Source organism: Streptomyces odonnellii (genome assembly GCF_000981895.1).
Lineage (GTDB): Bacteria > Actinomycetota > Actinomycetes > Streptomycetales > Streptomycetaceae > Streptomyces > Streptomyces odonnellii.
The window spans coordinates 1-21,542 of record NZ_LATD01000365.1 but is presented as its reverse complement, the minus strand read 5'-3'; the positions used below and the strand labels follow the sequence as shown (position 1 = coordinate 21,542).

20 protein-coding genes are annotated in these 21,542 nt (G+C 71.2%); 13 read left to right on the top strand and 7 right to left on the bottom strand.

Annotated features, from left to right (window positions below; genetic code table 11):
* Positions 1 to 2 precede the first annotated feature (2 nt).
* The 5 genes from WH07_RS29810 to WH07_RS29795 all read left to right on the top strand — a co-directional run bounded on the left by WH07_RS29810 (position 3) and on the right by WH07_RS29795 (position 3,942).
* Complete coding sequence (locus tag WH07_RS29810) at positions 3 to 1,103, top strand: hypothetical protein (protein WP_046506721.1); 1,101 nt, start codon at positions 3 to 5, stop codon at positions 1,101 to 1,103.
* Between the two features lie 141 nt (positions 1,104 to 1,244).
* Entirely contained in the window at positions 1,245 to 2,438 is a 1,194-nt protein-coding gene (locus WH07_RS29805) for an NAD(P)/FAD-dependent oxidoreductase (protein WP_046506718.1), read from the top strand.
* A gap of 56 nt (positions 2,439 to 2,494) precedes the next feature.
* A complete protein-coding gene (locus WH07_RS29800; RefSeq protein WP_046506715.1) occupies positions 2,495 to 3,391 on the top strand; it encodes an RNA polymerase sigma-70 factor in 897 nt (298 codons plus the stop codon).
* A 147-nt stretch (positions 3,392 to 3,538) separates the two neighbouring features.
* The gene (locus tag WH07_RS40020; RefSeq protein ID WP_157877457.1) at positions 3,539 to 3,679 is read left to right on the top strand and encodes a hypothetical protein; all 141 of its coding nucleotides are present in this window, start codon (positions 3,539 to 3,541) and stop codon (positions 3,677 to 3,679) included.
* Positions 3,680 to 3,708: 29 nt separating this feature from the next.
* Positions 3,709 to 3,942 (top strand): trypsin-like serine peptidase, encoded by a 234-nt coding sequence (locus tag WH07_RS29795; RefSeq protein WP_046506712.1) that lies wholly within the window; start codon positions 3,709 to 3,711, stop codon positions 3,940 to 3,942.
* Here WH07_RS29795 and WH07_RS36440 read toward each other — a convergent pair.
* The 6 genes from WH07_RS36440 to WH07_RS29765 all read right to left on the bottom strand — a co-directional run bounded on the left by WH07_RS36440 (position 3,927) and on the right by WH07_RS29765 (position 10,922).
* Positions 3,927 to 4,721 (bottom strand): hypothetical protein, encoded by a 795-nt coding sequence (locus tag WH07_RS36440; protein ID WP_052744597.1) that lies wholly within the window; start codon positions 4,719 to 4,721, stop codon positions 3,927 to 3,929. The genes WH07_RS29795 and WH07_RS36440 overlap by 16 nt on opposite strands.
* On the bottom strand, positions 4,718 to 4,897 hold the full coding sequence (locus WH07_RS36435) for an ATP-binding protein (protein ID WP_052744596.1): 180 nt from the start codon (positions 4,895 to 4,897) through the stop codon (positions 4,718 to 4,720). The genes WH07_RS36440 and WH07_RS36435 overlap by 4 nt, the downstream gene beginning before the upstream one ends.
* Positions 4,898 to 5,022: 125 nt before the next feature.
* On the bottom strand, positions 5,023 to 5,460 hold the full coding sequence (locus WH07_RS29780; RefSeq protein WP_046506709.1) for a PIN domain-containing protein: 438 nt from the start codon (positions 5,458 to 5,460) through the stop codon (positions 5,023 to 5,025).
* Positions 5,457 to 5,726, bottom strand: coding sequence for a ribbon-helix-helix domain-containing protein (locus WH07_RS29775; protein WP_046506706.1), 270 nt, complete (start codon positions 5,724 to 5,726; stop codon positions 5,457 to 5,459). The genes WH07_RS29780 and WH07_RS29775 overlap by 4 nt, the downstream gene beginning before the upstream one ends.
* Before the next feature lie 103 nt (positions 5,727 to 5,829).
* Positions 5,830 to 8,931 (bottom strand): tetratricopeptide repeat protein, encoded by a 3,102-nt coding sequence (locus WH07_RS29770; RefSeq protein ID WP_046506703.1) that lies wholly within the window; start codon positions 8,929 to 8,931, stop codon positions 5,830 to 5,832.
* Complete coding sequence (locus tag WH07_RS29765) at positions 8,928 to 10,922, bottom strand: HSP90 family protein (protein WP_079023669.1); 1,995 nt, start codon at positions 10,920 to 10,922, stop codon at positions 8,928 to 8,930. The genes WH07_RS29770 and WH07_RS29765 overlap by 4 nt, the downstream gene beginning before the upstream one ends.
* A gap of 398 nt (positions 10,923 to 11,320) precedes the next feature.
* Here WH07_RS29765 and WH07_RS29760 point away from each other — a divergent pair, with 398 nt between their 5' ends.
* The 8 genes from WH07_RS29760 to WH07_RS29725 all read left to right on the top strand — a co-directional run bounded on the left by WH07_RS29760 (position 11,321) and on the right by WH07_RS29725 (position 20,274).
* Positions 11,321 to 12,583 (top strand): amidohydrolase, encoded by a 1,263-nt coding sequence (locus WH07_RS29760; RefSeq protein ID WP_046506702.1) that lies wholly within the window; start codon positions 11,321 to 11,323, stop codon positions 12,581 to 12,583.
* A 149-nt stretch (positions 12,584 to 12,732) separates the two neighbouring features.
* Positions 12,733 to 13,794 carry a BMP family lipoprotein gene (locus WH07_RS29755; RefSeq protein WP_046506700.1) on the top strand — a complete coding sequence of 354 codons (1,062 nt, stop codon included), beginning with the start codon at positions 12,733 to 12,735 and terminating at the stop codon, positions 13,792 to 13,794.
* Between the two features lie 245 nt (positions 13,795 to 14,039).
* Positions 14,040 to 15,611, top strand: a complete 1,572-nt coding sequence (locus tag WH07_RS29750) for an ABC transporter ATP-binding protein (protein WP_046506697.1) — start codon at positions 14,040 to 14,042, stop codon at positions 15,609 to 15,611.
* The gene (locus tag WH07_RS29745) at positions 15,608 to 16,744 is read left to right on the top strand and encodes an ABC transporter permease (RefSeq protein WP_046506694.1); all 1,137 of its coding nucleotides are present in this window, start codon (positions 15,608 to 15,610) and stop codon (positions 16,742 to 16,744) included. The genes WH07_RS29750 and WH07_RS29745 overlap by 4 nt, the downstream gene beginning before the upstream one ends.
* Entirely contained in the window at positions 16,741 to 18,036 is a 1,296-nt protein-coding gene (locus tag WH07_RS29740) for an ABC transporter permease (protein WP_046506692.1), read from the top strand. The genes WH07_RS29745 and WH07_RS29740 overlap by 4 nt, the downstream gene beginning before the upstream one ends.
* Complete coding sequence (locus WH07_RS29735) at positions 18,033 to 18,461, top strand: cytidine deaminase (protein ID WP_046506689.1); 429 nt, start codon at positions 18,033 to 18,035, stop codon at positions 18,459 to 18,461. The genes WH07_RS29740 and WH07_RS29735 overlap by 4 nt, the downstream gene beginning before the upstream one ends.
* 144 nt (positions 18,462 to 18,605) lie before the next feature.
* Positions 18,606 to 19,895 (top strand): thymidine phosphorylase, encoded by a 1,290-nt coding sequence (locus WH07_RS29730; RefSeq protein WP_046506687.1) that lies wholly within the window; start codon positions 18,606 to 18,608, stop codon positions 19,893 to 19,895.
* Between the two features lie 61 nt (positions 19,896 to 19,956).
* Positions 19,957 to 20,274 carry an STAS domain-containing protein gene (locus tag WH07_RS29725; RefSeq protein ID WP_046506684.1) on the top strand — a complete coding sequence of 106 codons (318 nt, stop codon included), beginning with the start codon at positions 19,957 to 19,959 and terminating at the stop codon, positions 20,272 to 20,274.
* Position 20,275: 1 nt separating this feature from the next.
* Here the strand turns inward: WH07_RS29725 and WH07_RS29720 are convergent, their stop codons facing one another.
* Complete coding sequence (locus WH07_RS29720) at positions 20,276 to 21,322, bottom strand: sigma-70 family RNA polymerase sigma factor (protein WP_046506681.1); 1,047 nt, start codon at positions 21,320 to 21,322, stop codon at positions 20,276 to 20,278.
* Between the last annotated feature and the right edge of the window lie 220 nt (positions 21,323 to 21,542).

Sequence of the window (21,542 nt, the reverse complement as noted above, 5' to 3'; positions counted from 1 at the left end):
CCATGACCGGTCCCAGCGGGGGCCGTCCCCCGCACCCTCGTGCGATCGCTTTCGTGGAGAGCCCGGTCCAGTTGCTCAATGTGCTGGAGTGGGCGCACGCGAGTGCGACGGGTGACGCGTGTGCGACAGGCGACGCGAGTGACGCGCTCACCGTCGTCGTGCTCTCGCCCACCGATCCCATGTCGCGCGGCCAGCTCCGGCGGATGGCGGAGCTGGCCCGGGACGAGGGCTTCACCGTGCGCTGGCAGGACGCGCGCGGTGGTGCGGGGGCGCCCCTGCGGACCGTACGGGAGCTGTCGCCGCTGCTGCGGCGGGCGGGCCGGATCGTCATAGGCGATCCGTTCTCCCGCTACGTACAGCTCCTGCTGACCCTGGTCGGCACCAAGGAACTGACGGTCGTGGACGACGGCACCGCGACCATGGAGTTCATCGGGCAGATCGCCCGCGGCGAGCGGCTGGTGCGCTGGCACCGGCGCGGCGGCTCCCGCGGGCCGCGCGAACTGGTCCTCGCACCGGTCACCGCCGCCGCGCGGCGCCGGCTGACACCGTCCGCGGCCCGGCCGGTGGAGGTCTTCACCTCGATGCCCGTCGAGGACATACCGGCCGGGATCACCGTCACCCGCAACACCTTCGAGTGGACCAGGGCCACCTTCGGCCCGCCCCGGGTGCACGAGGGCGCGGACATGGTCGGCACCTCGCTGGTCGAGACGGGCGTGGTCGACGCGGACCAGTACATCGAGGCGGTCACCGCCCTCGCCCGTACCCACAAGGCGGCCCGTTACTTCGCCCACCGCCGGGAGTCCGCGGACAAGCTCCACCGTCTCCACCTGGCCACCGGCCTGGAGATCGTCCGCCCCGACCTCCCCCTGGAACTGATCGCCCGCCGGGGCCCGGTGGGCAGCACCATCCTGAGCTTCCCCTCCACGGTCGTCCACACCCTCCCGCTGGCTCTCGCGGGTACGGGCGTACGCGTCGCGGTCTGCGACATCGCCCCGGAGTGGCTCAAGTCCTCGGCGTCGCCGCGGGCGCAGGGCTTCCTGTCGGGAGTGACGACGACCGCGAAGGACGTGCACAGACTGCCGACCACGGCTTCACCGGCGTAGGGTCTGCCCCCCCGTCGCCCCCGCCCCGCCCCGGCCCACGGGACAGGACGGTCGGCCGTGGAGTGATCTGCCTCACACGCTGTCACAGCGATCGGTCACGCGGTGTCTAGAGGTCGAACCCCTGGAAACGGAGGAGAGACCATGGCTGAGAACACCGAGGTGGTCGTGATCGGCGGCGGATACGCCGGCGTCATGGCGGCCAACCGGCTGACGCGGCGCGCCGACGTGACCGTGACACTGATCAACCCGCGCCGGACCTTCGTCCAGCGGATCCGCCTGCACCAACTGGTGGGCGGGTCCCACGACGCGACCGTCGACTACCGGGACATCCTGGGCGAGCGCGTCCGGCTGGTGGTCGACACCGTGACCCGGATCGACGCGGCCGGGCGCGGTGTGACGCTGGCGTCGGGCGGCACGGTCGGCTACGACTATCTGCTCTACGCGGTGGGCAGCGGCAGCGCCGACCCGCGGGTGCCGGGAGCGGCCGAGTTCGCCCATCCGATCGCCGGTCTGGAGGAGGCGCAGCGGCTGCGGCCGCTCGTCGACGCCGCGCCCGCCACGGCCGCGGTGACGGTTGTCGGAGCCGGTCCGACCGGTCTCGAGACCGCTGCCGAACTGGCCGAGCTGGGCCGTACCGTGACCCTCGTCTGCGGCGGGGTGCTCGGCCCGTATCTGCACCCGCAGGGACGGCGCTCGGTGGCCAGGCGGCTGGCCGGGCTCGGGGTGACCGTGCTCGACGGCCCTGACACCAGGGTCACGGCGGTGACGCGCGATGCCGTGCGGCTCAGCGACGGCCGCGAGCTGCCGAGCGCGGTGACCATCTGGACCGCCGGATTCGGCGTACCGGACCTGGCCGCCCGCAGCGGTCTCAGCACCGACGCCCTGGGCCGGCTGCTCACGGACGAGACGCTGACCAGCGTGGACGACACGCGCATCGTCGCGGCGGGCGACTCGGCGGCGCCGTCGGGCCTGCCGCTGCGGATGAGCTGCCAGGCCGCGATACCGCTGGGCGCGCGGGCCGCGGACACGGTGCTCAGCCGGATCGCGGGTGAGCGGCCCGCGCCCCTCAACGCGCTGTTCGCCGGCCAGTGCCTCAGCCTGGGCCGGGACGCCGGTATCGTCCAGCTCGCCCGCAGGGACGACATCGCGACGCGGTTCCACATCGACGGCCGCACCGCCGCGAAGCTCAAGGAGTTCGTGTGCAAGGGCACCGTCAAGTATCTGGCCGATGAGGCGCGCAAGCCCGGTTCGTACAGCCTGCACCGCGTATCAGGGGGTCCCAAGCGCCGGCAGTCGCTGGAGACCAGGCGCGACGAGGCGCCGGCCACCGCTTGACGGCATCCGGCATCCGGCAACCAGGGCCGCCCGCCGCGAAGGAGAGGGACCGAGATATGAGCGCCCACGCCACTGACCCGGCCACCGGGACATTCATCGCCCACCGCAACCTGCTCTTCACCGTCGCGTACGAGATGCTCGGATCGGCGGCCGACGCCGAGGACGTCCTCCAGGAGACCTGGCTGCGATGGGCCGAGGTCGACCTGTCGCAGGTGCGGGACCAGCGTGCCTATCTGGTCCGGATCACGACCCGGCAGTCGCTCAACCGGCTGCGCGCGATGAAGCGCCGCAAGGAGGCGTACGTCGGCCCCTGGCTGCCGGAGCCGCTGCTCACCGCGCCGGACGTGGCCGAGGACGTCGAGCTCGCCGAGAGCGTGTCGATGGCGCTCATGCTCGTCCTTGAGACCCTGTCGCCGACGGAGCGCGCCGTCTTCGTGCTGCGTGAGGTCTTCGATGTCGGTTACGACGAGATCGCGGCGGCCGTCGACAAGAGTCCGGCGGCCGTACGCCAGATCGCACACCGTGCCCGCCGGCATGTCGATGCCCGCCGCCCGCGCGAGGTGGTCTCCTCCAGCGAGACCAGGGCGGTCCTGGAATCGTTCAAGCGCGCGTTCGAAACCGGCGACCTCCAAGGCCTCCTCGACGTGCTCGCTCCGGAGGTGGTACTTGTGGGCGACGGCGGCGGCGTCAAGCAGGCCGCGCCGCGTCCGGTCATCGGCGCCCAGAAGGCGGGCCGCTTCATCCTCGGCGGCAGCGGCAAGTTCGCGGGCCGGCTCAGCAGCGACCTCACCCTGGTCAACGGCAACCCGGCACTCGTCGTACGCCTGGACGGCGAGATCGACGGCGTCATGGCGATCCGCGTCGAGGCCGCCCGTATCGCCGGCCTCTACTACGTCCGCAACCCGGAGAAACTGTCCCGCGTCGAATCCGAGACGACGCTCACGCTGCGATGAGCACGGCCGGGCCGGGCACTGAGCACGACCAGTCCGGCCCGGCCCGGTTTGTTCCGCCCGGTTGAGGTGAAGGAGCCGTGTGCGTCCCGGCCGAAGGCCGGGGGGAAGGGGGAGGGACATGCCCAGCACGAACGGTCCGGACGGGCAGTGGACGACGGCCTCCGGTGGAGCGTGATCAGCCTGGGCGGCAAGAAGGAGAACGGCAGCAAGTCGACCCCCACCGTCACCATGAAGCTGACCCCGCACGGGCCTGACGGCCGCCGGAGCGAGGTCCTCGACGTCGAGTAGCACCGGGCCCGTCCGATACGCCGCAGGATGTGATCGACGAAGCGGGGGGAACTGACGTGGAGTTCGACCGGCGGGTGCAGATCCGGGTACGTCTGCGAGGAACGGACAAACGGGGATTCGGCTCCGGCTACCTGATCGCCCCTCGCCTGGTACTGACCTCCGCGCACGTACTGGACGGCATGGCCGGATCGGGGCGGGACACGATCACTCACACCGAGCCGCCGACAGCGCCCGTATCCTCCAAGCGTTACAAACCGCCCTGAACGCCGGCGATCCCGATTACCACGCCGTGCGCTCCGCGGTCGCCGCACTTCCCTGCCCCTCCCACGTCGTCACCTCTCTCGCCATCCACCTCACGACCTTCCTCATCCGTGCCGAACGCCGGTCGGCCTCGGACGACCCGGCCGCTTTCGAACCCGCCCTGGCCGCGTCGCTGTCCAACCTCGGTAGTCAGCTGACCGATGCCGGGCGGCAGGCAGAAGCCCTCGCCTCGACACAAGAGGCAGAGGCGATATTTCGCAAGCTCGTCACCGCGGAGCCCGCGCTGTTCGGCGCTCAGCTGCACGCCGTCCTTCAACTGCGGGCCGAGCACGCCGGTGATTTTGGGCTCCCGCACACGTACGGCGACGAACCTGCCGCGCAGGGAGGGGCAGAGCCGAACGGACTTGCCCGCGCAGGGCAGACAGAGCGGCGGATGCGGTGAGCCCACCATCTCCGGCCAGTCGTGCCAGTCGCCACGGTAGCCGCTGAGCAGCCACAGCCACCCCTGCTCATTGCGGTCGGCGGGCCCCGCGCAGATCTGGCAGAGCATCTTCCGCATCGCGCGCTGCTGCCGCAGCGGGTGGACACGGCCGAACTCGGGCTTGCCCTTCCCCGGTCTGAGCAGGGCCCGAGCCCACAGGGCTCCTTCGTCGTCACGGTCGAAGGAGTCCTCGTCGGTGTACGCGACGCCCAGGTGCGGGCGGGCCGTCACGATCGGTGTCGGGGCTCGCTCCGTACTCCACTCGGTGATGTACGGGACGGTATTGGGCCGGGAGTTCATGCCGCGCCTCCAGCGGAGGCCAGGTGGAGTTCGAACCAGACGCTCTTGCCGATGACGTGACGGGCCACACCCCAGCGGTCCGAGAGCGCCGCCACCATCAGCAGCCCCCGACCGCCCTCGGCCATGGGTTCGGGGAGGTTGCTGGCCCCGTACACCGGCAGGATCGTCCGCGGCATGCCGGTGCCGCGTCCCGGACCTCGACCCGCAGTCGCTCCGTGTCCAGAGCCGGTAGGTGACGGTGACACGACTGCCCCGGGCGGCGCGGCCGTGACCGAGCCGGTTGACCCGGCGGTGGATCGCCTCAGAGGTCGTCGGGCAGGACCTTGAAGTGGGTGTACCTGCCGCCCTGTGGTCGAACCGCACGGAAGTCGCGGAGATCCCGGGTCAGGATGGCATCCGTGTCGTATTCGGCGGCCAGGGCTACGTTCACGGCGTCGATGAGGTCGAGGTCGAGAGCGCCGTACCGGGCCCGCACGGACAGAGCCGTGTCGAGCAGTCCGGGTGTGGCCGGTGCCAGAACCAGTCGCATCTCGTGGATACGCGCCGTGAGGAAGCGCAGGATGCCATCGGCGGCACGGCGCCCCGCGCGGCTGGTGGCGACCTGGTGCACCTCGGTGAGCGCGAGCGGCGAGGCGACGAGGAGCCCGCTGCTGTCCGCGGCCTTCCTGGACTCCTGGTGGGCCGGATCGGAACGATTGAAGAGAGCGAGGAGCCCAGAGGCGTCAGCGATGACGATCACGCCGCGTGCCCGTTGTTCCGCCTCTCGCGTGTCTCGTATCCATCGGTCACAGCCGTACGGATGTCGTCCCTGGTAATGGGCCCGCCCAGGTCGAAGGTCTCCTCATCGGTGACGAAGGGCTCGTCCCACACGCGATGGGCCAGGGCGATGCGGTGGATGCCTTCACGGATTATCTCGGCTTCGGAGACACCCAGACGCGCCGCCGCCTCCTTGATCAGAGCGAGATCGGTGTCGTCGGCGTAGACGTTGGTCCGCTTCAGTGCCATGTCGTCAATGGTACAGGTTATGTACCACTTGGCGATGGCGTCCCTGTGCGACCGGGGTGGACGGGTACCGGCCGGTCACCGTGACCGGCCGGTACCCCCCACGTCAGCCCTGTGCGGCGAGTTGCTTGAGCGTCTGTTCCAGGCGCGTCATCAGCGTGCGTGCCTCGTCCGTGTCCAGTGCGGACATCTCGTCGATCAGGGCCCGCACGCGGGCGGTGGCGCCGGGGTTGCGGTTCATCTCCTGTTCGGTCCAGGCCATGCGTACGGTGCAGCGGACCCGTTCGTCCAGGACGGCGGTGCCGAGTGCGGCGAACGCCGAGGCCGCCTGTTCCAGCAGGCGCAGTGCCTCTTCGCGCACACGGACGGCATCGGCTTCCGAGGCTTTGTCGTCCCCCTCGTCCTCGGCCTCGTTGTCGTACAGGCCGTTCAGCAGCAGCTCGCCCGTCTGCGACCACGTACGCGCGCGCTCCAGCAGGAGTTCTTCGCCCTCGCCCTCGACGGCCGCCAGTGCCTGCGCCATCAGCTCCTTCGCCGTGTCATGGTCACCCGCGTCGTCCTTCAGCCAGGCCAGGGAGCGGACGGCGCGTGCGGTGGCGGCCGGTGCGCCGAGGGTCCGCCACAGCTCGATGGCCCGCTGGTACGCGGTGGCCGCCTCGTCGACCAGGCCGGCCTCCGACAGGCACTCGGCCGCGAGCGTGGCCAGGTGTGCCTGCGGATGTATGTCGTCCCAGCCGCCGGCCACCTCGGCAGCGAGCAGATACTGCTCCGCCGCGGCCCGCCGGTCACCGAGGGCGCGCAGATTCCGGCCGAGCACCTCATGGGCCCGCGCCGCCTGCTCCTCGCCGTGTTCCAGCAGGTCGGGGAGTGCGGACTCCAGCACTTCCGCCGCCTCGACATGGCGTCCGGACTCGCCGTACGCCTGCGCCAGGAGCAGCCGTGCGTACGCCCCCGCGCCCGCCGACTCGCCGGCCTCGTCGAACCAGTGCGCCGCTTCGAGCGCGTACTCGGCGGCCTCGGCCTCCTTGCCGTGCTGTTCGTACAGGACATCCGCCAACGTCAGCCGCAGACGGCCCAGTTCGTCCGCCGCCACCAGCTCCACGCCATGCTCCAGCGCTTCGCGTGCCGCCGCCTCGGCCTCCTGCGGGCGGCCCAGAGCGAGCAGCAGCCGGGCCCGGCGGGCGAGCGGTTCGGCCGCGTCCCACGGGCGGCCCGCGGCGACGCTGTGCCGCACGGCCGATACGAACAGCGCGTCCGCCTGATCGGCGTCGCCCCTCCGCCACGCGTGGTCGGCGCGCAGGACCTCGGCCTCGGCGACCAGATCGCCCAGATCCTCCGGGCCGCCCGGCCTGGTGGCCGGGTCGTCCGAACCGCCCGGTCCACCTGCCTCGTCCGCCGACGCGGCGCCGAACTCCTCGACGAAAGCAGCCAGTTCGGCGTCCACCCGCGCGAGATCATGGGCGTCGGCGTGCTCCTCGCCCTGGCTCCCCTCGTGCTCCTCGTCGGGGCCTTCGTGCGGGTGGCGCAGCGTCGGGCCGAGCCGCACCGTGCTCAGCGCGACCGTCGCGATCCGCCGTCTCCTCGTCGGATCGGTGGGCGCCAGACCCCGCGCCGACGCGTCGGCCGTCGCCAGCAGCGCCCGGATCTCCTCGGGCGGCGCGCCCGCCTGCGTCGCCGCGTAGACGACGCGCAGTTCGTTGAGCACGGCGCGGCTGGGCTCGCCGACGGCCCGGTACGCGGCGACGACCTCTTCGAACAGCTCACGGACCGCCTTCTCGCCCGTGCCGCCCGAGTCACTCGTACCGGCCGCACCGTCCCCCCGTACCACCCGCATCGCGCGGCGCTCCAGCAGGTCGGCGGCGAGCAGCGGATCGGGCGCCGCGCCCTCCCGCGCGAGCCGGGACTCGATCCGGTCCCATGCGGCCGTCGCGCCCGGGTGGCCCAGGCCGCGCAGTTCGCGCGCCTCGGAGGCCAGCTCGGCCACCGTACGTACGGCACCTGCCGCAGCGCCCGCCCCAGCGTCCGTCGCCCGTGAAGCAACAGCCCCCGCAGAAGCGGAAGCCGACGCCCCCGAGACCGACGCCCCGGGCAGCGCTGCCGCCCGTACCCCCAGCGGCAGCCTGTCCACCAGCGGCGCGCACTCCAGCCTGCGCTTCAGTCTCCCGGACACGACATCGCTGCCGTTGCGCGCGTCGAACCGCGCCGCGATCGACGCCGCCTCGGCGTCCAGCAGGTCGTGCAGTTCCCGCACCGTACGCCCCTGCCCCGCCATCGGCACCGCCGGCTGCGCGTCCAGGCCCAGCGCCAGCAGCCGCCGCAGCAGCGTGAGCGCGCCGGTGAACAGCGCCAGCCGCGAGTACGCGTTGCCCTCGGACGACAGATGTGGGGCGTGTTCGGCGAGCAGTTCGAGCCCGCGGCCCTCGTTGCCGGTCAGCGCGCAGAACTCGATGTGCCGTCCGACGGACGACAGCAGGCTCTCGTCGCCGCGCGCCATGCGGTAGCCCCGGAGGTGGTTGGCGCGCGCCTCGTCCAGCCTGCCCGTACGCACCAGCGGCAGCAGTGACAGGGCGAGCACCCGGTGCGGCTCCTCGGCGCAGTGCGAGCGGTCCGCGAGGACCGGCTCCCAGGTGCTCAGCGCCTTGTCGTCCTGCCCCCGGTCCATCCAGTACGTGCCCTGGTCGTTCAGCTCGCAGGCATGGCAGTTGGCCATCCGGTCGCGCTCCGCGGCGGCCCACGCCTCGAACGCGCGCTCGCTGCGCCCGGTGTCGCCCGTGACCTCGGCGAGTTCGAACTCGGCCTGCCGTACGGCCCGTTCGGTGTAGCCCGCCGTCCGGTACCGGCGCTCCATCTCGGCGAGCCAACGCTCCATCGTCGCGAGCGGGATCTCGGGCAGCGTCAGCATCCCCGAGCTGACCCACTTGAACATCCAGTGGAAGGTGTGCGTGTCCCCGCTGTCGAAGACGGACGGGTCCTGGTCCCACTCCTGGAGCAGCCGGGCGAACGGCACCAGCATCTTGCCGCGCTCGGTGCTGTATTCGTACGCCTTGATCAGGCCGAACAGCGCCGTACGGAGCAGATCGCGGTCGCCGGTCGACTCCGCCGCCGCGACGAGTTCCTCACCGCGCGCGTTGCGCAGGGGGCCGTTGGGCGCCGACTGGTTCTCCCACAGGGCCCGGCGGATGTCCTCGGGCGAGTAGTCGGTGGTCACTTGTCGTCCTCCTCGGCGTCGGTGCCGGCGTCGGTGCCGTGCCCGGTGCTGTCCGCTGTGCCGTTCTCGGTGCCGGCCGGACGCCCGGCCGCTGCCTGTCCGGTCACCGGGGGCCCAGTCACCGAGGGCCCGGTCGCCGAGGCCCCGGCCACCGGATGCGTCGCCCATTCCAGAAGCCCCAGGAACGCCCGGTTGAGCAGCGACGTGTCCGCCGGGCGCAGCGGGCGCTGCGCCATCAGCAGCGCCTGTCCGTACAGCGACTCGACCGCCGTCCCGGCCAGTTCGGCGTCGCTGATCGCCGCGATCCGGCGCACCAGCGGGTTGTTGTGATTGAGCACCAGCCTGGCTCGCGGGGCGGAGCCGCGCAGCGCCCCGAGGATGTCGCTCCACAGCGTGTCGGCGCTCTCCTCCGCCGCCGCGCGGTCCCGCTCGTGACGGGCCGCGCGGTCGTCGAGGAACAGCGCGGGTACGGTCACGGGCTGGAAGGCGCGCAGCGCCACATCGCAGCCGAGCGCGTCGAGCCGGGTCCGCGCGGTGGCCAGGAACGAGGCCAGTGCCAGCTCCTGCCGGGGCTCGACCGGATCGAGATGCGCGGTGACGGCTCCCGCGTCCAGCTCGCTGATCGTGACGCCGTCCCTGATCCCCGGGAGCAGCGCGATCAGATCGGCGTCGTAGGTGTATCCGCCGTTGACGATGCCAAGGCCGTGAGCAGCGGCGATGGGCGAGACCTGACGGAACTCCTCCACCGTACGGGTGAAATGCACCTCGGGGTGCGCGCGGACGAACTCGTCGAGGGTGACGCGGCCGTCGCTGGTCTCGAAGGGCAGCCACGGCAGCATCAGCGAGAACAGCTCCGCGTCGTGCCGGGCCATGGACTTCACGCCCAGGTGGTGCACGCCGAGGAACGCCGCCAGCCGGTCGGGATCGCCCGCCGCCAGTCCGGCCAGCCACTCGCGGATACGGGCGCCCAGCGCTTCCCGTACGGCGGCGAGCGTCTCGTCGTCGTACAGATTCTCCCGCGACGCGGTCGGGCGCAGCGTGTCCGTGTCGAGGACGACCCGGACGAAGAACGCCCAGTCCGGCAGCAGATTGTCGGCCCGGCTGGTGAGCAGCATGCCCTTGAGATAGACCCGGTGGGCGGCCCGCTGCGCTGGGCTGGTGGCGTCGGGCAGTACGTACGCGACGCCCCGCACCCCCGCGACGGGCAGGTCCAGGTCGATCGAGTCCAGCGGGCTGAATCCGAAGACACGCGCGCAGTGCCCGGCGAGCGCGACCCGGCGCGCGGTGGGTGTCGGATACGAGCGGTCCCAGACGGCGGGCCGCTCGGTCAGCGGCCGGTCGGTGACATCGGGGCCGGTGAAGGTGACCTCGTGGGTGAGCAGCGAGCCGAAGTCCGCGGCCAGTTCGGCGACGCGCCGCGGCTCGGCCCACTCCTCGGCGCCGGGCCTGGGCTCCAGCCGCACGGTCGTACCGGGCTCGGGGCGCGCGTCGTGCGGCAGCGTCCGTACGGTGTACGAACCGTCGTCGCTCGCCAGCCACTCGACGGGCGGCGCGTCGGGCGTACGCGCGGACCGCGACACGACCCGGATCTGCCGGGCGACGACGAAGCAGGCGAGCAGTCCGATGCCGAACTGGCCGAGAAACTCCTGCCGGGCGTTCTCCAGACTGTCGCGTTTCGAGCTGCGGCCGATGGTGGCGAGCAGCGTGTGCACCTCGTCGGAGGTCAGCCCGATACCGGTGTCCTCCATGACGACCGCGTCGCCGGTGGCGGTGAGACGGATTCGGGTGGGCGCGGCCGGATCATGGGCGAGACGCGCGGTGACGGCGTCCACCGCGTTCTGGAGCAGCTCGCGCACATAGACACGCGGGCTGGAGTAGAGGTGGTGCGAGAGCAGGTCGACAAGGCCCCGCAGATCCACCTGGAAGGTGTTGACCGAGGGTGCGGACGGTGCGGACGGTACGGACGGCGGCACGGGCGAGTGAAGGTTCATGGGTCTCGAAGGCGGCCCCACGGCCCCGGACGGGCGGCCGCTGGCGCGGGTCGGGCGATCGCGGGGTCCCCCCCTCACGATTCGCGATGGCCCCGGCCCTGACCCCGACGGCACACCTGTGGTGTCCGCCGCCGGGCTGGACTGGGAAGGTACAGATCATCGTAGGGACGACCACTGACAACGCCCACCGCGTTTCTCCCCGACTGCGGTGCGACCGCGGTGCGACAGCGGCGGCAGGGCCGTCTCCCCCCGCCCGAACAAATCGGGCGGGTATACCCGCTGCCACACTCCGCCATGCACTCCCACGCCGGGTTTCTTCGCTCCGGTGGCTGAAATTTTGCTGATCGTGGCTTCGTTGATCCCTGAAGGGGCCTAGTCTTCAACAGGTGAGCCAGTTGATGTCCCGCGAGACCCAGACCGATCAGCCCGCAGACGCCGACCTGCCCGGGGAGCCCGGGGCGGCGGCGCTGCCGGGAGCGCTGCCCGAGGGGCTGCGGGCGGAGCTGGTCGCGTTCCGGCGGGACATGCACATGCATCCCGAGCTGGGCAATCAGGAGTTCCGTACCACCGCCGCGCTCAAGCACCGGCTGGAGGCGGCCGGGCTCGCACCCCGGGTGCTCGCAACGGGGACCGGGCTGGTCTGCGACGTCGGCACCTGGGACGGTACGAGGCCCATGCTGGCGCTCCGCGCCGATATCGACGCCCTGCCGATCCCGGACACCAAGACCGGTGTCGCGTACCGCTCCACCGTGCCCGACCGCGCGCACGCCTGCGGCCATGACGTCCACACCGCCGCCGTCCTCGGCGCCGGTCTCGTCCTCGCCGGGCTCGACCGGCAGGGGCTGCTCCCCAACGCCGTACGCCTGATCTTCCAGCCCGCGGAAGAGGTGCTGCCCGGCGGCGCCGCCGACGCCATCGCGGACGGGGCGCTCGACGGAGTCGGCCGGATCATCGCCGTCCACTGCGATCCACGGGTCGACGCCGGGCTGATCGGGCTGCGCCACGGGCCCATCACCTCGGCCTGCGACCGGCTCGAAATCACCCTCGACGGCCCCGGCGGCCACACCGCGCGCCCGCATCTGACCACCGACATGGTCACCGCCGTCGCCAAGGTCGCAACGGAGGTCCCCGCCCTGCTGGCCCGCCGTGTCGACGCTCGCTCGGGCCTCGCCGTCACCTGGGGCCGTATCGAGGCCGGCCACGCCTGCAATGTGATCCCGCAGCACGCCGAGCTCTCCGGCACCGTCCGCTGCCTGGACCTGCCCGCCTGGCGCGAGGCCCCGGACCTGGTCCATGCCGCGATCGACGAGATCGCGACACTCCACCACGCCAAGACCCAGATCAACTACGTCCGCGGGGTGCCGCCGGTCGTCAACGACCCGGTGATCACGGAGCTGCTGCGCGCCGCCCAGACCGCGCGCCGTGGATCGTATGCGATCGAGGACACCGAGCAGAGCCTCGGTGGCGAGGACTTCTCCTGGTACCTGGAGCATGTGCCGGGCGCGATGGCCCGGCTCGGTGTCCGTACGCCCGGCAGCCAGGCCCGGTACGACCTGCATCGTGGCGATTTCGATGTCGACGAGCAGGCGATCGCGGTCGGTGTGGAGCTGTTCACGGCGGCCGCTCTGATCGACGGAAACCCCGACGGAAACCGTTTGTAACCGGCCATGAACACCTCTCTTCACCTCCCGTTCGCGACGATCCGATAACAGCTTCCGTACAGGTCTTTATCTGACATCTACGCGCGTTACGATCGCCGCGAAACCAGCGCCGGAAGAGGCGCTTCGGTCAGGTCGAAGGGACCACCCTCTTGCGCCGGGTAACCAAGATTGCTGCGGCGAGCCTCGCCTCCGCCGCGCTCGCTCTGACTGCCACCGCGTGTGGCAGCACTTCGGCCGACAAGGCCAAGGAGAACGACAAGAGTTCCGCTTCCGCCGCCGCTGGCGTCAAGGTCGGTATCGCCTACGACGTGGGCGGCCGTGGTGACCACTCCTTCAACGACTCCGCCGCGCGCGGTGCGGACAAGGCCAAGGCGGAGTTCGGCGGTGAACTCAAGGAACTGACCGCCAAGACCACCGACACCGAGGCCGACCGCGTCGAGCGCCTCACCCAGCTCGCCCAGGCCGGCTACAACCCGGTCGTCGGCATCGGCTACGCGTACTCCAACTCGATGAAGCAGGTGGCGGTCAAGTTCCCCGACACCACCTTCGGCATCGTCGACTCCGTCGTGGACGCGAAGAACGTCGACAACATCGTCTTCACCGAGGAGCAGGGCTCGTACCTCGCCGGTGTCGCCGCCGCGCTGAAGACCCAGAAGAAGCACGTCGGCTTCATAGGCGGTGTGGACGTCCCGCTGATCAAGAAGTTCGAGGCGGGCTTCGTCCAGGGTGTCAAGGACACCGACAAGAGCCTGAAGGTCGATGTCCAGTACCTCTCGCACGGCTCGGACACCTCCGGTTTCGCCAGCCCCGACAAGGGCAAGGCCGCGGCTCAGGGCATGCTCGACAACGGCGCCGACGTGATCTACACGGCGGCCGGGTCCTCCGGCGCCGGCGCCATCGAGGCCGTCAGCGGCTCCAAGGGCGCCTGGGCGATCGGCGTCGACTCCGACCAGTACAACCAGGCCTCGCTCGCCAAGTACAAGGACTCGATCCTGACCTCGGTCGTCAAGAACGTCGACGTCGGCGTGTACGAGCTGATCAAGTCGGTCGACGACAAGAAGCCGCTGCTCGGCACCAACAGCTACTCGCTCGCCAAGAACGGTGTCTCGCTCGCCACGAGCGGTGGTTTCATCACCGACATCCAGCCGAAGATCGACGCCGCCAGGCAGAAGATCGTCGACGGCTCGATCACGGTCAAGACCACCCCGTGACCCGGTCCACGACCTGTCGCGGCCCCCGGTCCCGGGCCGTTCCGGTTCCGGCCGCCGACTGAGCGTACGGGCCCGGGGCGAGGTATCCGCTTCCTCTCCCCGGGCCATAACAATGTGTCAACTCTACGCGCGTAGGCAGGAGTTGGCGCGCTAGCGTCACGCAAGCCAAACCCCCCGCCCCGCCCTATCGCTCCTTCCTCCGAGGAGAGTGCGCCATCAACGCGTCCAGCCCTCCCGCCGTCGACTTGCGCGGCATCACCAAACGCTTCCCAGGCGTCGTCGCCAACCGCGATATCGACATCACCGTGCGCAGAGGCACGGTGCACGCCCTCTGCGGCGAGAACGGCGCCGGCAAGTCGACCCTGATGAAGATCCTCTACGGGATGCAGAAGCCCGACGAGGGAACCATCACCGTCGACGGTGACCAGGTCACCTTCGGCAGCCCCGCGGACGCCATCGCGCGCGGCATCGGCATGGTGCACCAGCACTTCATGCTCGCAGACAACCTCACCGTCCTGGAGAACGTCGTCCTCGGCGGCGAGAAGCTCCACGGCATCGGCTCCCGCGCCCGCGCGAAGATCCAGGAGATCTCGGACGCCTACGGCCTCGGCGTACGGCCCGATGTCCTCGTCGAGGAACTCGGCGTCGCCGACCGGCAGCGGGTGGAGATCCTCAAGGTCCTCTACCGGGGCGCGCGCACCCTGATCCTCGACGAGCCCACCGCGGTCCTCGTCCCGCAGGAGGTCGAGGCGCTCTTCGACAATCTGCGCGAGCTGAAGTCCGAGGGCCTGACGGTCATCTTCATCTCCCACAAGCTGGGCGAGGTGCTGTCGGTCGCGGACGAGATCACCGTCATACGCCGCGGTACGACCGTGGGCACCGCGGACCCGCGCACCACCACCTCCCGCCAGCTCGCCGAGCTGATGGTCGGCAGCGAGCTGCCCTCCCCGGAGACCCGCGAGTCGACGGTCACCGGCACCCCCGCCCTGACGGTCCGGGATCTGCGGCTGACCGCCACCGACACCGACGGTGTCGTACGGGAGGTCCTCGCCGGTATCGGCTTCACCATCCACCGGGGCGAGGTCCTGGGCATCGCGGGCGTCGAGGGCAACGGGCAGGCCGAACTCGTCGAGGCGATCATGGGCATGCGCGACCCCGACGGCGGTGTCATCACCCTCGACACCACCGACATCTCGCACGCGCCCACCCGCCGGCGGCGCGAGAGCGGCATCGGCTACATCCCCGAGGACCGCCACCGGCACGGACTGCTGCTGGAGGCGCCCCTCTGGGAGAACCGCATCCTCGGCCATGTCACCGAGCGCCCCAACTCCCGGCGCGGACTGATCGACTCGGGGGCCGCCAGGCTCGACACCGAGCGGATCGTGCGCGAGTACGACGTACGCACCCCCGGGATCGATGTCACCGCGGCCTCGCTCTCCGGCGGCAACCAGCAGAAGCTGATCGTCGGCCGCGAGATGAGCCACAGCCCCAAGCTGCTGATCGCCGCGCACCCCACCCGGGGCGTGGACGTCGGCGCACAGGCGCAGATCTGGGACCAGATCAGGGAGGCGCGCCGCGGCGGTCTCGCGGTCCTGCTGATCTCCGCCGACCTGGACGAGCTGATCGGCCTGTCAGACACCCTGCGGGTGATGTACCGGGGCCGGCTGGTCGCCGACGCCGACCCCGCCACCATCACCCCCGAGGAACTGGGCTCCGCGATGACGGGCGCCGCCACCGGCCATCTGGAGGCTTCGGACGCCCCGGACGCCCCCGCATCGAGCACCTCAGGCACCGGAGCCGGGGGAGAGGACCGATGAAGAAGCTCACTTCCCGGATCGACAGGGAGCGGCTGCTCCTCGCGGTCGCCGCGCCCGTCCTGGCCGTGGTCGCCGCGCTGGTCGTCACCGCGCTGGTCATCGCCGCCACCGGCAAGAACCCCTTCGAGGCGTTCAGCGACATGCTGTCGTACGGCTCCGCCAGCGACAGCCAGGTCTACATCCTGAACAAGGCGACCACGTACTACCTCGCGGGCGTCGCGGTCGCCATCGGCTTCCGGATGAACCTCTTCAACATCGGGGTCGACGGGCAGTACCGCATCGCGGCCTTCTTCGCCGCGGTCGTCGGCGGCACGCTCGATCTGCCGGGCATCATCCAGATCCCGCTGGTCATCGTCGTCGCGATGCTGGTCGGCGCGATGTGGGCCGGGATCGCCGGTGTCCTCAAGACCTCCCGGGGGGTCAGCGAGGTCATCTCGACGATCATGCTGAACTCCATCGCCACCGCGATCATCGGCTATCTGATCCAGCCCGAGCGGCTCGGACAGCTCGACGAGGCGGGCACCCTGGTCTCCACCAAGCCGCTGCCCGAGTCGTCGTGGTTCTTCACCGTCGACCTGGGCCCGGCCGGACTGCTGTGGGGCTTCCTCTTCGTCGCCGTACTGGCCGGTCTCGCCTACTGGTTCGTCCTCGGCCGCACCCGCTTCGGCTTCGACCTGCGCGCCGTCGGCCAGTCCGAGTCGGCCGCCGCCGCGAGCGGGGTCAGCGTCAAGAAGATGGTCGTCACCAGCATGATCCTGTCGGGCGGCATGGCCGGACTGATCGGGATGCCGACGCTGCTCAACGAGAGCCACATGTACAGCAACGACTTCCCGCTGGGCATCGGCTTCACCGGGATCGCGATCGCGCTCCTCGGCCGCAACAACCCGGTCGGCATCGCCCTCGCCGCCCTCCTCTGGGGCTTCCTGGAACGCACCACCAACCACCTTGAAGTGATCGGCTACGACAAGGAGATCCTCGGCGTGCTCCAGGGCGTCATCGTCCTGTGCGTCGTCATCGCCTACGAACTCGTACGCCGCTACGGCCTCCGGCGCCAGCAGCAGCGGGTCGGCGCCGAACTCGCCGCCCAGGCCCACGGAGCCGCCACGACCGAGAAGCTGGAGGTGGCGCGATGACCACCCCGTCGACGATGCCCGCCACGCCGCCTCCGGCCGCGCCGAAGGCCCCGGGCGCCAGGCCCGTACGCCGCAAGCTGAGCCTGGCGCGGATCCTGCTGATCATCGCGGGCGCGCTGATCCTGCTCTCCGCCGTACGGATACTCACCGGCGCCGACCAGCTCACCTCGACCGGCCAGATCAGCGCCTCCCTCGGCCTCGCCGTGCCCATCGGGCTCGCCGGTCTCGCCGGGCTCTGGTCCGAGCGGGCCGGGGTGGTCAACATCGGCCTCGAAGGCATGATGATCCTCGGCACCTTCGGGGCCGGCTGGATCGGCTGGCAGACCAGCCCCTGGCTCGGCCTGCTCGCCGGTGTCGCCTTCGGGGTCCTCGGCGGACTGCTGCACGCGGTCGTGACCGTCACCTTCGGCGTCGACCACATCGTCTCCGGTGTGGCCATCAACCTGCTGGCCCTCGGGGTCACCCAGTATCTCGCCAAGATCTTCTTCAACTCCGGCGAGGCGCTGACCAAGGGCGGCAACCCCAAGCAGTCGCCGCCGGTCGACTCCATCCCCGATGTCACCGTCCCCGGGCTCTCGGACGGGCTGACCTCGCTGGCCGACCGTCACTGGTTCCTGGTCTCGGACCTCGCGGGCATCCTCGGCGGCCTCGTCACCAATGTCTCGGTGCTGACCGTCTTCGCCGTCCTCCTCTTCGTCGGGAGCTGGTGGCTGCTGTGGCGGACGGCGTTCGGGCTGCGGCTGCGCTCCTGCGGCGAGAACCCGGTCGCGGCCGAGTCGCTGGGCGTCAACGTCTACGCCCACAAGTACGCGGCCGTCGCCGTCTCCGGCGGTCTGGCCGGGCTCGGCGGAGCCTTCCTCGCCACCGTCCCCTCCCACATCTATCTGGAGGGGCAGACCGGCGGGCGCGGCTATATCGGCCTCGCCGCGATGATCTTCGGCAACTGGCGGCCCGGCGGACTCGCCATGGGCGCCGGACTGTTCGGCTTCTCCGACGCGCTCCAGCTCCGCAACGGCGGCGAGACCGTGCACGCGCTGCTGCTCCTGCTCGTCGTCCTGCTGGTGCTGCTCGCCGTCTGGAAGGCCTACCGCAAGGCGGTCGTCCAGGCCGCCGCCGGCGCGGTCGTCGCCGTCCTCATCCTGGTCTGGTACCTCCTCACGGACACCGTGCCCGAGGACTTCGTCGGCGCCACCCCCTATGTCGTGACCCTTCTGGTGCTCTCCCTGTCGGCACAGCGGCTGCGGATGCCGAAGGCTGATGGCATGCGCTACCGCAGAGGGCAGGGCTCATGACGGCCGCCGGACAGCCGGGCGGGAGCGAGCCGGGCGAGGGCGTCGACTGGGAGGCCCTGCGGGCCGCGGCCCGGGCGGCCATGGCCCATGCGTACGTCCCGTATTCGCACTATCCGGTCGGCGCCGCCGCCCTGGCCGACGACGGGCGTACGGTCACCGGCTGCAATGTCGAGAACGCGTCGTACGGCCTCGGGCTGTGCGCCGAATGCGGTCTGGTCTCCGCCCTCCAACTCGGTGGCGGCGGCCGGCTGACCCACTTCACCTGCGTCGACGGCACGGGCGAGGTGCTGGTGCCGTGCGGACGGTGCCGGCAGCTCCTGTACGAGTTCGGCGGCCCGGAGCTGGTCCTGGAGACCCCGGACGGAATCCGCACCCTCGACCAGATGCTCCCGCAGGCCTTCGGCCCCGGCCATCTCGCGCCGTAGGACCACAGGCGCGGAACCCATGAACCCGGCCCCGGCACCGTCGCGACCCGGCGGGCCGGGGCCGTACTGCCCGGGCAGGCCGCCGCTCCGGCCGGGTATCACCCCATACGACGTGTTGTACCACCCGTGTACGAAAGGAACGCCATGGACGTCATCTCCGTCATCCGCGCCAAGCGGGACCGGGGCGAGCTGAGCCCCGAGCAGATCGACTGGGTGATCGACGCCTATACGCGGGGCGAGGTCGCCGACGAGCAGATGTCGGCGCTGGCCATGGCGATCCTGCTCAACGGCATGAACCGCGCGGAGATCGCCCGCTGGACCGCCGCCATGATCGCCTCCGGCGAGCGCATGGACTTCTCCGGGCTGTCCCGCCCCACCGCCGACAAGCACTCCACCGGCGGCGTCGGCGACAAGATCACCCTGCCGCTCGCCCCGCTGGTGGCCGCCTGCGGCGCCGCCGTACCGCAGCTCAGCGGGCGCGGCCTCGGCCACACCGGCGGCACCCTCGACAAGCTGGAGTCCATCCCCGGCTGGCGGGCGCTGCTCTCCAACGCCGAGATGCTGGAGGTCCTGGAGAGCGCCGGCGCGGTCATCTGCGCGGCCGGCGACGGACTGGCCCCCGCCGACAGGAAGCTGTACGCGCTGCGTGATGTCACCGGCACCGTCGAGGCCATCCCGCTGATCGCCTCCTCGATCATGTCCAAGAAGATCGCCGAGGGCACGGGATCGCTGGTCCTGGACGTCAAGGTCGGCACCGGCGCCTTCATGAAGACCGCCGAGGACGCCCGGGAACTCGCCGCCACCATGGTGGGCCTCGGCACCGACCACGGCGTACGGACCGTCGCGCTGCTCACCGACATGTCCACCCCGCTCGGCCTCACCGCGGGCAACGCCCTGGAGGTACGGGAGTCCGTCGAAGTGCTCGCGGGCGGCGGCCCGGCCGATGTGGTCGAGCTGACCCTCGCTCTCGCCCGCGAGATGCTCGACGCGGCCGGTCTCAAGGACGCCGACCCGGCGAAGGCGCTGGCCGACGGCTCGGCGATGGACGTCTGGCGCCGGATGATCGCGGCCCAGGGCGGCGACCCGAACGCGGCGCTGCCCGTCGCCCGCGAGCGGCACGTCGTCACCGCGCCGTCGTCCGGTGTCCTCACCCGCCTCGACGCGTACGGGGTCGGAGTCGCCGCCTGGCGTCTCGGCGCGGGCCGCGCCCGCAAGGAGGACCCGGTCCAGGCGGGCGCGGGCGTGGAACTGCACGCCAAGCCGGGCGACCAGATCACCGCGGGCGAACCGCTGCTGACACTGCACACGGACACGCCCGAGAAGTTCGACTACGCGCTGGAGGCACTGGACCGCGCGTACGACATCGCGGCGCCCGGCACCTCGTACAAGACGGGCCCGGTGGTCCTGGACCGGATCGCCTACCCGGTGGACTGAGTCCGGGACAGGGGGCGGCCGTCTTCGATGAGTTCCGGTCACGGCGGCGGTCTGTTGGGGTGTGGACGCCACAGAACCGATCGTTCTCGTCATCACGGGCCGGCTCACCCCGGCCGATGTGCCGCGCCTGTGCGAGGAGCTGACGGCTCGTCTGTACGGTACGGGCGCGGCCGAGGCGATCTGTGACGTCGGCGGCCTCGGCCCTCCGGACCTGACGGCCGTCAACGCCCTGGCCAGGCTCCAGCTCACCGCCCGCCGCCACGGCTGCCGCGTCCTGCTGCGCGGCGCGGGCCGCGAACTGCGGCTGCTGCTCGACCTGGTGGGCCTGCTGGGCCTGGCCCAGCAGCCACCGGGGAGCGCCGGGGGTAAAGGCCTCTGACTCACAGCTCCTCCGGCTTCGGCGGCTCCAGCCTCGTCGGCAGGTCGAACAGCGGGAACCAGCGCTCCGTCTCCAGGAAGTTGTTGATCCCCGAGATCCGGCCTTCCTCTATCTCGATGACCTGGAGCGCCCAGGGCGTATGCCCCTCGGCGTCCTCCGCCGGGTGGTAGTGCGCGAACGCCGGAGTGCCGTTGGCGGCCGTCGGGACCAGCCGTGACCCGCGGCAGACCGAGCCGACCCCGAGCATCCAGCCGACGATGTCCTCATGGCCCTGGAGCCACAGGTCGTACGGCGGCATGGAGAACTTCGCGTCGTCGTGGAGCAGCGCGGTCAGCGCCTCCATGTCGTACCCCTCGAAGGCCGCGACATAGCGCTCCAGCAGCGCCTTCTGCTCGGCGTCCAGCGGGTCGGCCGTGGCGGTCTCGGCGGGCTCGGCGGCGGCGAGCGTGGCCCGGGCCCGCTGGAGCGCGCTGTTGACCGAGGCGACCGTCGTACCGAGCAGCTCGGCGACCTCGCTCGCCTTCCAGGCCAGCACCTCCCGCAGGATCAGCACCGCCCGCTGCTTCGGCGGCAGATGCTGGAGCGCGGCCACGAACGCGAGCCGGATCGTCTCCCGCGACACCGCGGTGTCCGCCGGATCGGCCACCGAGGGCAGCACCCGCCCGTCCGGCACCGGCTCCAGCCAGGTGGACTCCGGGCGGGCGGTGAGCCGCGCCTCGGCCACCGGGGTCGGGCCGGAGAGATCCATGGGCCGTGCCCTGCGGCTGCCCGCGTTGAGCATGTCCAGACAGACATTGGTCGCGATGCGGTACAGCCAGGACCGCAGCGATGCCCGGCCCTCGAAGGTGCCGAAGCTCCGCCAGGCGCGCACGAGGGTGTCCTGCACGGCGTCCTCGGCCTCGAAGGCCGAGCCCAGCATCCGGTAGCAGTAGCCGGTCAGCTCGGTGCGGTGCTGTTCGAGCCGTGCGTCCAGGTCGTCGGCGGCCGTGCGATCCGCCGTGCCACCTGCCGTGCGATCCGCCGTGTCACCCGCCGTGTCGCCCTTCATGCGATCCGCCGTGCTGTCCGTCGCGGGATCAGTCGCGGGATCAGCCGTGCGAGCCGTCGTACGAGCCGTCGTGCGATCAGTCATAGGTCACCCCAGTTGCCCCCTTGTGCCCCCTTGGCACCGGTCTCTGGGAAGCTATCGCACGTCACTGACAATGGGCCCGGACCTGGGGAAACCCCAAACCCGGGCCCATCGGCACGCGGCGGAACCGCGCGGGGAC

Bases quoted from the DNA above. Each gene is read 5' to 3' on its own strand.
- WH07_RS29765 (WP_079023669.1), bottom strand. From the start codon at position 10,922: ATGAACCTTCACTCGCCCGTGCCGCCGTCCGTACCGTCCGCACCGTCC.
- WH07_RS29740 (WP_046506692.1), top strand. From the start codon at position 16,741: ATGACCACCCCGTCGACGATGCCCGCCACGCCGCCTCCGGCCGCGCCG.
- WH07_RS36435 (WP_052744596.1), bottom strand. From the start codon at position 4,897: ATGCCGCGGACGATCCTGCCGGTGTACGGGGCCAGCAACCTCCCCGAA.
- WH07_RS29735 (WP_046506689.1), top strand. From the start codon at position 18,033: ATGACGGCCGCCGGACAGCCGGGCGGGAGCGAGCCGGGCGAGGGCGTC.
- WH07_RS29730 (WP_046506687.1), top strand. From the start codon at position 18,606: ATGGACGTCATCTCCGTCATCCGCGCCAAGCGGGACCGGGGCGAGCTG.
- WH07_RS29775 (WP_046506706.1), bottom strand. From the start codon at position 5,726: ATGGCACTGAAGCGGACCAACGTCTACGCCGACGACACCGATCTCGCT.
- WH07_RS29720 (WP_046506681.1), bottom strand. From the start codon at position 21,322: ATGAAGGGCGACACGGCGGGTGACACGGCGGATCGCACGGCAGGTGGC.
- WH07_RS29805 (WP_046506718.1), top strand. From the start codon at position 1,245: ATGGCTGAGAACACCGAGGTGGTCGTGATCGGCGGCGGATACGCCGGC.
- WH07_RS29745 (WP_046506694.1), top strand. From the start codon at position 15,608: ATGAAGAAGCTCACTTCCCGGATCGACAGGGAGCGGCTGCTCCTCGCG.
- WH07_RS29810 (WP_046506721.1), top strand. From the start codon at position 3: ATGACCGGTCCCAGCGGGGGCCGTCCCCCGCACCCTCGTGCGATCGCT.
- WH07_RS29760 (WP_046506702.1), top strand. From the start codon at position 11,321: ATGTCCCGCGAGACCCAGACCGATCAGCCCGCAGACGCCGACCTGCCC.
- WH07_RS36440 (WP_052744597.1), bottom strand. From the start codon at position 4,721: ATGAACTCCCGGCCCAATACCGTCCCGTACATCACCGAGTGGAGTACG.
- WH07_RS29800 (WP_046506715.1), top strand. From the start codon at position 2,495: ATGAGCGCCCACGCCACTGACCCGGCCACCGGGACATTCATCGCCCAC.